This is a genomic window from Streptomyces sp. NPDC107559, from assembly GCF_055657365.1.
Genome location: NZ_JBVKBD010000002.1, coordinates 674414 through 687633 on the forward strand (window position 1 = coordinate 674414; position 13220 = coordinate 687633).

General features: G+C 73.6%; 11 protein-coding genes. 6 read left to right on the forward strand and 5 right to left on the reverse strand.

All coding sequences use genetic code 11. From position 1 onward, the window contains the following. Positions 1–114: 114 nt before the first annotated feature. The 3 genes from ACZ7OY_RS09485 (at position 115) to ACZ7OY_RS09495 (ending at position 2779) form a co-directional block, all read left to right on the forward strand. A complete protein-coding gene (locus ACZ7OY_RS09485; RefSeq protein WP_471910849.1) occupies positions 115–1182 on the forward strand; it encodes a sensor histidine kinase in 1068 nt (355 codons plus the stop codon). 228 nt (positions 1183–1410) lie between these two features. Then, entirely contained in the window at positions 1411–2220 is an 810-nt protein-coding gene (locus tag ACZ7OY_RS09490; protein ID WP_471910850.1) for a polysaccharide deacetylase family protein, read from the forward strand. 118 nt (positions 2221–2338) lie between these two features. After that, entirely contained in the window at positions 2339–2779 is a 441-nt protein-coding gene (locus ACZ7OY_RS09495; RefSeq protein WP_471910851.1) for an SRPBCC family protein, read from the forward strand. 34 nt (positions 2780–2813) lie between these two features. Here the strand turns inward: ACZ7OY_RS09495 and ACZ7OY_RS09500 are convergent, their stop codons facing one another. Genes ACZ7OY_RS09500 through ACZ7OY_RS09515 form a run of 4 tightly spaced genes read right to left on the reverse strand, consistent with a single transcriptional unit; the run spans position 2814 to position 8099 of the window. Continuing rightward, the gene (locus ACZ7OY_RS09500; protein ID WP_471910852.1) at positions 2814–4025 is read right to left on the reverse strand and encodes an XdhC family protein; all 1212 of its coding nucleotides are present in this window, start codon (positions 4023–4025) and stop codon (positions 2814–2816) included. Positions 4026–4069: 44 nt separating this feature from the next. Further along, entirely contained in the window at positions 4070–6469 is a 2400-nt protein-coding gene (locus ACZ7OY_RS09505; protein ID WP_471910853.1) for a xanthine dehydrogenase family protein molybdopterin-binding subunit, read from the reverse strand. 2 nt (positions 6470–6471) lie between these two features. Continuing rightward, the gene (locus tag ACZ7OY_RS09510) at positions 6472–7209 is read right to left on the reverse strand and encodes a (2Fe-2S)-binding protein (protein WP_471910854.1); all 738 of its coding nucleotides are present in this window, start codon (positions 7207–7209) and stop codon (positions 6472–6474) included. Continuing rightward, the gene (locus tag ACZ7OY_RS09515) at positions 7209–8099 is read right to left on the reverse strand and encodes an FAD binding domain-containing protein (RefSeq protein WP_471910855.1); all 891 of its coding nucleotides are present in this window, start codon (positions 8097–8099) and stop codon (positions 7209–7211) included. The genes ACZ7OY_RS09510 and ACZ7OY_RS09515 overlap by 1 nt, the downstream gene beginning before the upstream one ends. Before the next feature lie 398 nt (positions 8100–8497). On the opposite strand from ACZ7OY_RS09515, the gene ACZ7OY_RS09520 reads away from it, so the two are divergent. Both ACZ7OY_RS09520 and ACZ7OY_RS09525 read left to right on the forward strand, forming a co-directional pair. After that, positions 8498–10168 (forward strand): PucR family transcriptional regulator, encoded by a 1671-nt coding sequence (locus ACZ7OY_RS09520; RefSeq protein ID WP_471910856.1) that lies wholly within the window; start codon positions 8498–8500, stop codon positions 10166–10168. A gap of 151 nt (positions 10169–10319) precedes the next feature. Continuing rightward, positions 10320–11099, forward strand: coding sequence for a hypothetical protein (locus ACZ7OY_RS09525; RefSeq protein WP_471910857.1), 780 nt, complete (start codon positions 10320–10322; stop codon positions 11097–11099). Between the two features lie 64 nt (positions 11100–11163). On the opposite strand, the gene ACZ7OY_RS09530 is transcribed toward ACZ7OY_RS09525, so the two are convergent. After that, positions 11164–12123 (reverse strand): GntR family transcriptional regulator, encoded by a 960-nt coding sequence (locus ACZ7OY_RS09530; RefSeq protein WP_471910858.1) that lies wholly within the window; start codon positions 12121–12123, stop codon positions 11164–11166. Positions 12124–12288: 165 nt separating this feature from the next. Here ACZ7OY_RS09530 and ACZ7OY_RS09535 point away from each other — a divergent pair, with 165 nt between their 5' ends. Continuing rightward, positions 12289–13122: a (2Fe-2S)-binding protein gene (locus ACZ7OY_RS09535; RefSeq protein WP_471910859.1), complete on the forward strand. Its 834-nt coding sequence runs from the start codon at positions 12289–12291 to the stop codon at positions 13120–13122. Positions 13123–13220 lie beyond the last annotated feature (98 nt).

Here is a 13220-nt window from a genome sequence, read left to right on the forward strand (position 1 = left end):
CCCCCCTCCCCGGCCCCCGAGATCGGCCGTGCGGCCGGGCTGCTCGCGGCCCGGGCCGGCGGGAAGTGCACGACCGTCGAGGGCGACCGGCCCGTCCGGCTGTGCGCCCGGCCCGTGACGCACGGCAGGCTCGCGGCGACCGTGGTCACGGCCCTGGACCTGTCGCCGTACCGGAGCTCGGCGGATCTGCTGCTGCTCGGCTCGCTCGCCCTCGACGCGGTGATGCTCGCCTGCACCTACGCCCTGACCCGGCTGGCCGTCGGGCGCGCGCTGCGGCCCGTGCGGGCCATGAGCGACCGGGCCATACAGTGGAGCGCGGTGGAGTCCGAGAGACGCTTCGGCGCCGTGGCACAGCCCGCCGAACTCGCCCGCCTGGGCGCCTCGCTGGACTCGCTCCTCGACCGCATCCGGGCCGTCCTGCGGCACGAGCGGCGGCTGACCGGGGAACTCTCGCACGAGCTGCGCACCCCGCTGAGCCGGATCATCGCCGAGCTCGACTGGTGGCGTTCCCGGCCGCGCACGCAGGCCGAGACGCTGGCCGTGCACCGCACGGTCACCGAGGCCGCCGAGTCGATGCGGACCATCTGCGACACGCTGCTGGGCGACGCCCGCGAGGAGGCCAGGCACGACGCGGCGACCGCTCCCGGGACGGCCGAGGTACTGCCCGTGCTGCGCCGGCTGGCCGCGCACCAGGAGGACCCGGCGCGGTCGATGATCGTCGTCACCGCGGCGGACGACCGCCTGGAGGCCGGCGTGTCCCCCGCTCTCCTGGAGCGGATCCTCGGCCCGCTCCTCGCCAACGCGTTGCGGTACGCGCGCTCGGGCGTCACCGTGCACGTCGGGCACGTACGGCACACCTGGCCGGGGCACCCTCTGCCCGACACCGGACCCGCCCGACCCGCCCGACCTGCCCGACCTGCCGGACCTGCCGGACCCGCCGCCGTTCACGCCGTGTCCGCCGTACGGATCGAGGTCACCGACGACGGGCCGGGCGTGCCGGAGGCGTTCCTCGGGCAGCTGTTCCAGCCGGGCCGGCGGGCCGATCCGTACGACGGACACGGCGGAGCGGGCCTCGGGCTGCCGCTGGCTCGGCGCCTGGCCCGCTCGGCCGGCGGCGAGGTGCACCACGACCCCGCGCACACCGCGGGGGCGAGGTTCACGGTCACCCTGCCCGCCGGGTGAGCCCTCCGGACCCGGCCCCTTCACCGGCACCGCCATCCGCACCACCCTCGGCACCGGCACCGGCACCCGCTTCCGTGACGTCCTCGGTCGGCTGCGACAGATGGTCACCGAGCGAGGCCCGGGAGCCTGAGCGGCTCCTGACCACCGTCGCGTCGGGACGCGCCTCGGCGTTGCACACCCGGTGACCCTCTATACACGCCGCGTATACCACCTATGTATAGTCACGCCATGCCTTCTCTGACCAAGAAGATCCAGATCCGCACGACAAGGAACAAGACGAGGAAAACGGGGGCCCGGTTGCGTGCCGTCACCGTCTCGGTGGCGGCCGCCGCCCTGACACTGACCCTGACCGGGTGCACCCGGCTGGAGACCACGGCGCCGAGCACCGCCCGCGCCCATCCCACCGTCCAGGCGCGCTACGGGAGCGTCGACTGCCGCAGGGCGAAGTGCATCGCGCTCACCTTCGACGCCGGGCCGAGCGAGAACTCCGCCCGGCTGCTGGACATCCTGAAGGAGAAACAGGTCCCTGCGACCTTCTTCCTGTTGGGCAAGCGCCACATCGAGAAGTACCCGGAGCTCGTCAGACGTATGGCCGCCGAGGGGCACGAAGTCGCCAGTCACACCTGGGACCACCGGATACTCACCGAGATCGAGCCGGACGAGATACGCGCGGAACTGGAGCGGCCCAACAAGGAGATAGAGCGCCTGACCGGACACCGGCCGACCCTGATGCGCCCGCCGCAGGGCCGCACCGACGACACCGTGCACAGGATCTGCCGCGAGCTCGGCATGTCGGAGGTCCTGTGGAGCGTGACCGCGAAGGACTACACGACGAACGACTCCGACCTGATACGCAAGCGCGTCCTCGCCCAGTCGTCCCGCGACGGGATCATCCTGCTGCACGACATCTACCCCGGAACCGTGCCCGCGGTGCCGGGGATCATCGACGCGCTGAAGGCGCGGGGGTACGTGTTCGTCACCGTGCCCCAACTGCTGGCACCGGGTGAGGCGGAGCCCGGGAAGGTGTACCGGCCCTGACCCTGTTTCCTCCTACGTCGTTCCCTGCTACGCCTCAACGGCGAGCGCGCGCTGGGCGAATCGGGTGACACGAGGGCGAACACCCCGGTGTCCTCGGCCACTTGCCTACGATCGTCCCGTGGTCGACTTCCAGCTCGTACGCACGGTGCCGCTCGCCCTCGACGAGGCATGGCGCCGGCTCACGGTGTGGCCCCGGCACGGCGACGTGGTCCCGTTGACCCGGGTCACCGTGGTCACACCCCCGCCGACCCGCGAGGGCACCCTGATCGTCGCGCGTTCCGGGATCGGCCCGCTCTCCTTCGACGACCGGATGGAGGTCACCGTCTGGCGGCCGCCGGACGGTGACGAGGCCGGCCTGTGCCGGTTGGAGAAGCGGGGCCGGGTCGTCCTGGGCTGGGCCGAGATCGAGGTGCGGCCGGGGCCCGGCGGGCGGACGCGGGTGATCTGGCGCGAGGAGCTGCGGGTGCGGCTGCTGCCGTCCTTCTGCGACCCCCTGCTGCGCTCGGCGGCACGCACGGTCTTCGGACGGGCGGCCAACCGCCTGCTGCGCAAGCCGTGATGCCTGCGGCAACGGCGGTGCGCGGGCCAGCGGTTCAGGCCACCGAACCGATCCGGACCGCCGGCGGTGGCGTGGACGACACCGGCGTCACCGGCGAAACCGTCGGCACTGTCGGTACCGGCGTCGTCGAGGCGACGTCGTGATGGATCGGTGTGTGCGCGCCGGTCAGGGAGACCCCGCTGCCGCCGCGCCGGGCGGCGACGATCTCCGCCGCGATCGACAGCGCGGTCTCCTCGGGCGTACGGGCGCCGAGGTCGAGGCCGATGGGTGATCTGAGCCGCGCCAGTTCCGGCTCCGTCACCCCGACCTCCCGCAGCCGCCGGTTGCGGTCCAGATGGGTGCGGCGGGAGCCCATCGCGCCGACGTAGGCCACCGGAAGCCGCAGGGCCAGCCGGAGCAGGGGTACGTCGAACTTGGCGTCGTGGGTCAGTACGCACAGGACGGTACGGGCGTCGACGTCCGTACGCTCCAGGTACCGGTGGGGCCACTCGACGACGACCTCGTCGGCCTCCGGGAAGCGGGCGCGGGTCGCGAACACCGGGCGGGCGTCGCACACCGTCACATGACAGCCCAGGAACTTGCCGATCCTGACCAGTGCCGAGGCGAAGTCGACGGCGCCGAAGACGATCATGCGGGGCGGCGGCACCGACGACTCGACCAGCACCGTGAGCGGTGCTCCGCAGCGCGATCCCTGCTCTCCTATCTCCACGGTGCCGGTGCGACCGACGTCCAGCAGGGCCCGCGCCTCGGCCGCGACCGTACGGTCCAGCTCGGGATGGGCGCCGAAACCGCCCTCGTACCCGCCCCCGGGCCGGACCAGCACGGCGCGCCCCGAGAGTTCCGCCGGGCCGCGCACGATCCGCGCCACCGCCGCCGCCTCGCCGCGCGCCGCGGCGGCCAGCGCGGCCTCGGTCACCGGCCGGACCGGATCGCCCGCCCGTACCGGGGTGACCAGGATGTCCAGGACTCCGCCGCAGGTCAGGCCGACGGCGAAGGCGTCCTCGTCGCTGTAGCCGAACCGTTCCAGGGCCACTTCGCCGTCCTGGAGGGCCTGTCGGCACAGGTCGTACACCGCGCCCTCCACGCACCCGCCGGAGACCGAGCCGATCGCCGTGCCGTCGGCGTCCACGGCGAGGGCGGCGCCCGGCCGACGGGGCGCGCTGCCGCCGACGGCCACCACGGTGGCGACGGCGAAGTCACGGCCCTGCTCGACCCACCGGTACAGCTCTTCGGCGATGTCCAGCATGTCTCGGTCTCCTTCTCTGCCGGGCGGTCCGGGTCCTGGGCGGATCAGGTCAGGTGCTCCTGCGCCGTCCCGGTCAGGTGCTCGGGGCGTACCGGTGTCCGGGCGAGCTCCAGACCCGTCGCGTCCCGGATGGCCGCGAGGACCGCCGGGGTGGACGACAGGGTCGGGGCCTCGCCCACGCCGCGCAGCCCGTACGGGGCGTGCTCGTCGGCGAGTTCGAGCACGTCGACCGGGATGGTCGGCGTGTCGAGAATGGTGGGGATCAGATAGTCCGTGAAGGAGGGGTTCCTGACCTTCGCCGTCCTCGGGTCGACGATGATCTCCTCCATGACCGCCATGCCCAGGCCCTGGGTGGTGCCGCCCTGGATCTGGCCGACGACGGACAGCGGGTTGAGCGCCTTGCCGACGTCCTGGGCGCAGGCCAGCTCGACCACCTTGACCAGGCCGAGCTCGGTGTCGACCTCGACGACGGCGCGGTGCGCGGCGAAGCTGTACTGGACATGGCCGTTGCCCTGGCCGGTGCGCAGGTCGAAGGGCTCGGTCGGCCGGTGCCGCCACTCCGCCTCGACCTCGACGCTCTCGTCGCCGAGGACGTCCGCCAGGTCCCGCAGCACCTCGCCGCCGTCGGTGACGACCTTGCCGTCCTCCAGCACCAGCTCGGCCGTGGCCCAGGCGGGGTGGTACGTGCCGAACTTGCGGCGGCCCAGTTCCAGCACCTTCTCGCGGACCAGCTCGCAGGCGTTCCTGACGGCGCCGCCGGTGACGTAGGTCTGGCGGGAGGCGGAGGTCGAACCGGCCGAACCCACCCGGGTGTCGGCGGGGTTGATGGTCACCCGGGTGACGCCCAGTTCGGTGCGGGCGATCTGCGCGTGGACGGTGACACCGCCCTGGCCGACCTCGGCCATCGCGGTGTGCACGGTGGCGACGGGTTCGCCGGCGACGACCTCCATCCGGACCTTCGCCGTCGAGTAGTCGTCGAAGCCCTCGGAGAAGCCGACGTTCTTGATGCCGACCGCGTAGCCGATGCCGCGTACGACGCCCTCGCCGTGCGTGGTGTTGGACAGACCGCCGGGCAGCTGTCGTACGTCCGCGCCCTCGCTGCTCTCCCACTGGCGCTCCGGCGGCAGCGGCATCGCCTTGACGCGGCGCAGGAGTTCGGCGACCGGCGCCGGGGAGTCGACCCGCTGCCCGGTGGGCAGGAGCGTGCCCTGCTCCATGGCGTTGCGCTGCCGGAACTCCACCGGGTCCAGGCCGAGCCGGGCGGCCACCTTGTCCATCTGCGCCTCGTAGGCGAAGCACGCCTGGACCGCGCCGAAGCCGCGCATGGCCCCGCAGGGCGGGTTGTTGGTGTAGAGGGCGATGGCCTCGATGTCGACGTCGTCGACGGCGTACGGGCCCACGCCCAGGGAGGAGGCGTTGCCGACGACCGCGGGGGACGCGGAGGCGTAGGCGCCGCCGTCCAGGACGATGCGGCACCGCACGTGCGTCAGCTTGCCGTCCCTGGTGGCCCCGTGCTCGTAGTGCAGGCGGGCCGGGTGGCGGTGGACATGGCCGAAGAAGGACTCGAACCGGTTGTAGACCATCTTGACCGGTCTGCCGGTGCGCAGCGCCAGCAGACAGGCGTGGATCTGCATCGACAGGTCCTCGCGGCCGCCGAAGGCGCCGCCGACACCGGCCAGCGTCATGCGCACCTTGTCCTCGGGCAGGCCGAGCACGGGGGCGATCTGGCGCCGGTCGGAGTGCAGCCACTGGGTGGCGATGTAGAGGTGGACGCCGCCGTCCTCCTCGGGCACGGCGAGCCCGGACTCCGGGCCGAGGAAGGCCTGGTCCTGCATGCCGAAGGTGTAGTCGCCCCGGACGATCACGTCGGCCCGTGCCGCGGCCGCGTCGGCGTCGCCGCGGACGATCGGCTGGCGGTGCAGGATGTTCGGGTGCGGGACGTGGGCGATGTGGTGATCGGTGCGGCCCTCGTGGACCAGGACCGCGTCCGGCGCGGTGGCGGAGGCCTCGTCGGTGACGACCGGGAGTTCGCGGTACGCGACCTTGATCTTCGCGGCGGCGCGGCGCGCGGTCTCCGGGTGGTCGGCGGCGACGACCGCGACGGGTTCGCCGTGGTGGCGCACCTTGCCGTGGGCGAGGACCGGGGTGTCCTGGATCTCCAGGCCGTAGTGCTTCACGTCGGCCGGCAGATCGTCGTACGTCAGGACGGCGTGGACGCCGGGCTGGGCGAGGGCTTCGCTCGTGTCGATCGAGACGATCTCGGCGTGCGCGAGGGGGGAGCGCAGGATCTGGCCCCAGAGCATGTCCTCGTGCCACAGGTCGGACGAGTACGCGAACTCGCCGGTGACCTTGAGGATGCCGTCGGGGCGCAGGGTGGACTCGCCGATGCCGCCCCTGGTCCGGGAGCCCTGGGTGAGCGTGGTGGGAACGCCGTTGGTCGGCATGGTCAGACCTCCTCCGCCTGCCGGGCGGCCGCGAGGCGGACCGCGTCCATGATCTTCTCGTAGCCCGTGCAGCGGCACAGGTTGCCCGAGAGCGCCTCGCGGATGTCCGCGTCGGAGGGGTCGGGGTTGCGCTCCAGCATCTCGTCGGCCGCGACCAGCAGGCCCGGGGTGCAGAAGCCGCACTGGACGGCACCGGCGTCGATGAACGCCTGCTGTACGGGGGAGAGTTCGACGCCGTCGCCGGTGTGCGCGTGCTGGCCCCTGGCGGCCCAGCGCCTGGCCTCGTCGAGCGAGGTCCCAGCGGTCCCCTGGGTCCCCGCGGCCCCGGCAGTCGTCGAGGACTCGGCGGTCCCCGCCGTCCCCGCGGATCCCGAACTGTCCGCCGTGCCGAGCGTGTTCGCCGCGGTGGGGCCTTCGGCGACGGCGGCGGTGACGGCGGCGGCAGCATCGGCGGATGCGGAGGCAGGGCGCCCGCCGCGCTCCGCACGCTGTTTGGCGTACTCCGCCAGGCCCTCGACCGTCACGACGTCACGGCCCTCGGCCTGGCCCGCCGCCACCAGACAGGAGCAGACCGGCACACCGTCGAGCCGGACCGTGCAGGAGCCGCACTCGCCCTGCTCGCAGGCGTTCTTGGAGCCGGGCAGGCCCATGCGCTCGCGCAGGACGTACAGCAGGCTCTCGCCCTCCCATACGTCGTCGGCCTCCTGCGGGCAGCCGTTGACGGTGAAACTGACGCGCATCACGCGACTCCCTCCGTGCGGGCGGCGGTGCCGCGGTAGGACTCCCAGGTCCAGGTCAGCGTGCGGCGGGCCATCACGCCGACGGCGTGTCTGCGGTAGCTCGCGGTGCCCCGGACGTCGTCGATCGGGTTGCAGGCGGCGGCACAGAGGTCGGCGAACTGTCTGGCGACCGACGGAGTGATGATCTTTCCGTTGTCCCAGAAGCCGCCCTCGTCGAGCGCCGCGGTCAGGAACTCCTCCGCCACCCTGGCCCGGACCGGGGTGGGAGCGGCGGAGCCGATGCCGGTGCGCACCGTGCGGGTCTCGGGGTGCAGGGCCAGGCCGAACGCGCAGACCGCGATGACCATGGCGTTGCGGGTGCCGACCTTGGAGAACTGCTGAGGTCCGTCGGCCTTGGCGACATGGACGGCGCGGATCAGTTCGTCGGCGGCGAGCGCGTTGCGCTTCACGCCGGTGTAGAACGCGTCGATCGGGATCATGCGCGTACCGCGCACCGACGCGACCTCGACCTCGGCGCCTGCGGCCAGCAGGGCGGGGTGGGCGTCGCCCGCCGGGGAGGCGGTGCCGAGGTTGCCGCCGACCCCGCCCCGGTTGCGGATCTGCGGGGAGGCGACCGTGTGCGAGGCGAGGGCCAGGCCGGGCAGCTCGCCGCGCAGGTTCTCCATGATCTTCGTGTAGGGGACCGAGGCGCCCAGCCGCACGCTCCGCTCGCCGACCTCCCATTCGTAGAGTTCTCCGACACGATTGAGGTCGATCAGGTGTTCGGGTCGCCGATGGTCGAAGTTGATCTCGACCATCACGTCGGTACCGCCCGCGATCGGCACGGCGCCGGGGTGCTCGGCCTTGGCGGCGAGCGCCTCCTCCCAGCTGGCGGGGCGAAGGAAGTCCATGACCGGCTCTCTTCTTCGTCTCGTGGGTATTCGTCTCGTGAGTCTTCGGCTCGCGAGTACTCGGCTCACGAGTCGTCCGGATCCGAGCCGGTCGGAGTGCGGCGGGCCAGGCTCGTTCCTGTGCTGTTTACGCGAAGTGGGCTCAGTACACCGCCCGGTACTCCAGTGGGGTCAGTCACGGAAACCATGAAGGAGTTGGCTGGCCAGCACGGGCATCTTGTAGATTCGTATGAACGGAGGTCATCGGTAACCTCCGGGTTTTCCTGTGGAAACGTGAGAGGTGCCCCGCCATCCCCGGGACGACCGGCTCCCACGCCGAGAACCCTCTCGCCGGGTTCTCACCACGAACGCCTTCAGATTCATCGTAGATTTCGAGACAAGGAACGGCGGCGACGAGAATGCGGCTGCGCGCACTGCTGGACACCGACGCGCTGGGGCTGCGGCTGCTCGGCGGCGAGGACGAGCTGGACCGCACCGTGCAGGGTGTGATGACCACCGACCTCAGGGACCCCAGCCGCTATCTGGCCGGCGGTGAGCTGGTGCTGACGGGACTGGCCTGGCGCCGGGACGCCGAGGACTCCGAGCCGTTCGTACGGACCCTGGCGGGGGCCGGGGTGGCGGGCGTCGCGGCCGGTACCGCGGAGTTCGGGTACGTGCCCGAGGACCTGGTCGTGGCCTGCGCCCGGCACCGGATGCCGCTGTTCGCGGTGCACGAGTCGGTGGCGTTCGCGACGATCACCGAGCACGTGGTGCGGCAGGTGTCCGGCGAGCGCGCCGGGGACCTGGCGGCCGTGGTCGACCGGCATCGCAGGCTGATGACCTCGGGCCCGACGGGCGGCGGCCCGGACGTGGTCCTGGACCTGCTCCGCTCGGACCTGGACCTGCGGGCCTGGGTCCTCTCCCCCGCCGGCCGGCTGATCGCGGGGCCGAAGGCGGCGGGCCCGGAGCTGTCGCCCGAGGTGTGCGCCCGGCTCGCGGCGGAACATCTGAGCGCCGCCCGCGTGGGCCGCCACACGCCGCACCGGGTGCTGATCGGCCCCGCCACCTACTCGCTGTTCCCGGTCCGCGGCGGCGGCCGCTCGGCGCAGGGCTCCCGGGACGTGCGCGAGAGCGTGCTGTCCGACTGGCTGCTGGCGGTGGAGGCGGACGCCGGGGACTGGCCCGAGGAGCGGCTGGATCTGCTCCAGGGTGTCACCCAGCTGATCGCGGTCGAGCGGGACCGGCGGGAAGCGGCGCGCACGGTCCGGCGGCGGCTGGCCCAGGAGATCCTCGAACTGGTGCAGACGGGCGCCGCGCCCGCCGAGATGGCGGCGCGGCTGCGGGTCGCCGCCCCGGTGCTGCTGCCGGGCCTGGGGGCGGCCCCGCACTGGCAGGTGGTCGTGGCCCGGGTCGAGTGGGAGGACGGCACCGTCGACGGCGGCCAGGCCGCCCGGTCGCTGCTGGAGGAGATCCTGGTCGACCCGCTCGCCGCCGGCGCCGAGCCCTCCGACCGCATCGCCGTCGCCCACACCGGCGACGAGGCGGTCGCGCTCGTACCGCTGCCGGCCGTGCCGGGCGGCGACGGCGCGGAGACGGGCATCGTCGCGGACACGCTCCTGGAGTCCGTACGGGATCCGCTGTCGGCCGGGCTGAACGACGACGGGCGGCTCACGCTCGGCGTCAGCGCGGCCGTGCACTCGGCGGAGGGGCTGCGCGGGGCGCTGGAGGAGGCACGGCACGCCCGGCGGGTCGCGGCGGCCCGGCCGGGCCGGGTGTGCGCCGCGGGCCACCAGGAACTCGCCTCGCACGTACTGCTGCTGCCGTTCGTGCCGGACGACGTCCGCCGGGCCTTCACCGCCCGTCTCCTGGACCCGCTGCGCGACTACGACCGGCGCCACCGCGCCGAGCTGATCCCCACCCTGGAGGCCTTCCTCGACTGCGACGGCTCCTGGACGCGGTGCGCGTCCCGGCTTCATCTGCACGTCAACACGCTGCGCTACCGGGTCGGGCGGATCGAGCAGTTGACGAGCCGTGACCTGTCGCGGCTGGAGGACAAGCTGGACTTCTTCCTGGCGCTGCGCATGAGCTGAGGTCACCCGGCCGAGGGACGGAAGGGGATCAAGTGTCCCCCAGCTCCCACGACTTTGTGAAAACCTTCACCAACCTCTTGGCCAGGTGCCGGGATTGGTGCTGGAATGCCGCCACCACTCACAGCTCGATGGCGTGCTCGGGGAGGGCAACGTGGCGCATACCGCCATGTCTGGTAACGGAACGACCGCCGGCGACGATCCTCTCCAGACCGCGGTATGGCGGTTGCGCTCACGCGCCTGCTGGACGGACGCCGCGGCCCTGCTCCCACCGGACAGCGCGGCCGCCGCGCTGCAACGGGCCGGGCTGCTGGTCGAACGGTGCCTGTACACCGAGCAGGGCTGGCAGGACGCCGAGGACGCGCTGCGCACGGCCGAGGCGCTCGCGGCCGGCGACGAGGAGCGCGGCGCGGCCGCCTGCGAACGCGGCCAGCTCGCCTACGCGGCCACCCTGCACGGGGTGCGCGACCGGGCGGACGAGGCGCGGGCGGCGCTGGGGCGGGCGGCGGCGCTGATCCCTCCGGGGTCGGCGGGGCGGGCCCTGCTGGACTTCCGGCGCGGGCTGCTCGCCGAGAACCTGTCCCGTTCCCCGCAGTCGGCACGCGCCGCCTACCGTCGGGCCCACGCGGGCGCCGTCGCCCACTCCGACGCGCTGCTGCTGTCCTTCACCTGGCGCCATCTGGCGGGCCTGTCCCTGCGGGACGGCGAGCTGGCGGAGGCCCGGCACGGCTTCGCCGAGTCCCTCCGGATCCGCGAGGAGCTGGGCTACCTGGTCGGCACGGCGCCCGCGCTGGCCTCCCTGGCCGACGCGGAGTCCGAGCCGGAGGCCTCACGGCTGCGCGAGGAGGCCCGCCGTCTGTACCGCCTGCTGGGCGGCGTACCCACCTGGCTGGCCCGCCACCTGGCCCCCCTCCCCCCGGCGGCGTCGGCGTAGGGCGCTTCGAAAGCTGCGTCGCCCGGTGGTCCCGCCCGACCGGCGGGGCTTCCGGGCGGTCGGGTCAGCAGGCGGCGCCGGCGAAGTGCTCCCGGACCAGGGAACGCACCACGTCCAGGTCCTGGTCGATCAGCGCCTCCAGCAGGCTCGTGTGTTCCGCCGCGTCGGCCACCAGCTCCGCGCGCCGCTGCCGGCCGACGCCCCCGACGAGCGGCCACTGCGCGCGCCGGTGCAGGTCCTCGGCGATCCGGACCAGCTGGGCGTTGCCCGCGAGGGACAGCACCGCACGGTGGAAGGCGCGGTCGGTCTCGGCGTACGTCGCCACGCAGCCGGTCGACGCGGCGCGCACCGTCGCCTCGGCGAGCGGACGCAGCTCCGCCCAGCGCTCGGGCGCCACCGCGCGGGCCAGTCGCAGCATCACGGGGACCTCGATGAGACCCCTGACCTCGGCGAGCTCGGCCAGTTCACGCGCGTCGCGCTCGATCACCCGGAACCCCCGGTTGGGGACGACCTCGACGGCCCCCTCCAGCGCGAGCTGCTGCATGGCCTCCCGTACGGGGGTCGCGGAGACCCCGAAGCGCTCGCCCAGCGCGGGTGCCGAGTACACCTCGCCCGGCGTCAGCTCGCCGGACACCAGCGCGGTGCGCAGCGCGTCGACGATCTGACCGCGCACCGAGGAACGCTGCACGGCGGGCCGCGCGACGGCCGGGTGCGGCACGGCCGGCCGCGGCGCAGCGGGGCGCGCGCCGACGGGACGTGCGACGGTGGCGTCCACATCGCCCAGATACGGCACCGCGGACCGCTGCACGGCGGGATGGGACGGCGTCGGACGGGGCACGGCGGCGCACGGCTGAGGGATCGGCGACTCGCTGTGCGTGTGCTCACCCCGGGCCGCGCCGTCCGGCGGCTCCTGACGGATCCGGTCCCGGTCCGCGGCCCGCGGCTGGGCCGGGACCCGTATCTCCCCGAACCGCGCCTGCGGGGCGGCCTGCGGCCCGGCGGAGCCCTGCGTGCTGTGCTCCACGGACTCTCCTCCGGGCTTGTCGGTACTTGGGGCCATTACGACGGGTTGTTACTCGTCCGTCAAGCACCTTAGGCGCAGAACCGCCTCGTTCAAATCCCGTCCACGCAGGGTAAGGTAAGCCTTACCTCTAATCGTCCGCAGTCGACCGTGAATCGGTGGTCCGGTATGCCCCTGCCCCCGTCGGCCGTCGCGGACGCGTACGCCCGTCTCGCCGAGGTCTACCCCGGGCTCACCGTGACCGAGCTGAGCGGTCCCGAAGCCGCCCCCGAGGGCGGCGCCTGGGTCGGCGCGGCCGCCCTCGCGGACGGCGGCACCGGACTGGAGGCCTTCCTGGCCTGGGACGACGCCCAGGTGCTCCGGGACTACGGACAGCGGGCCCGCCCGGACGTCGTCGCCAGCTTCGGGCTGCACCGGTACGCCTGGCCCGCCTGCCTGCTGATCACCGTGCCCTGGTTCCTGCACCGCAGGGTGCCCCGCCTCCCCGTGACGCATGTCTCGTACGACCGCACCGCCGGCCGGATGGCCGTGCGCACCGCCTCCTTCGCCTGCCTGCCCGGCGACCCCGCCGCGGCGCTGCCCGGCGCCCGGGTGGTCGCCGACGAGGAGGCGCTGCGCGCCGAGGTGCGCGCGGCGGTCGCCGAGCACATGGAACCCGTGCTCGGCGGGTTCGGCCCGCTGATGCGGCGGCGCGGGCGCGCCCTGTGGGGCATGGTGACCGACGAGATCGTCGAGGGGCTCTGGTACGTCGCCCACCTGATCGGCGAGGAGCGGCGCGCGATGCGCGAACTGGAGGCGCTGCTGCCTGGCGCGACCAGGCCGTACGTCGGCTCGGCCGCCTTCCGCGAGCTGACCGGGCCGGACGGCGAGCCGCTGCCCACCCGGGACCGGGCGAGCTGCTGCATGTTCTACACGGTGCGCCCGCAGGACACCTGCGCCACCTGCCCGCGCACCTGCGACGCGGACCGGGTCGCGAAGCTGACTGCCGTCGCCGCGAGTTGATCCGGCGTCACCTCGCCACGAGTTGACCCGGCGTCAGGCCGGCGACCGCACCGCAGCGCCGACCGCACCGCAGCGCCGTCCGAAACCGACCCGTGGCG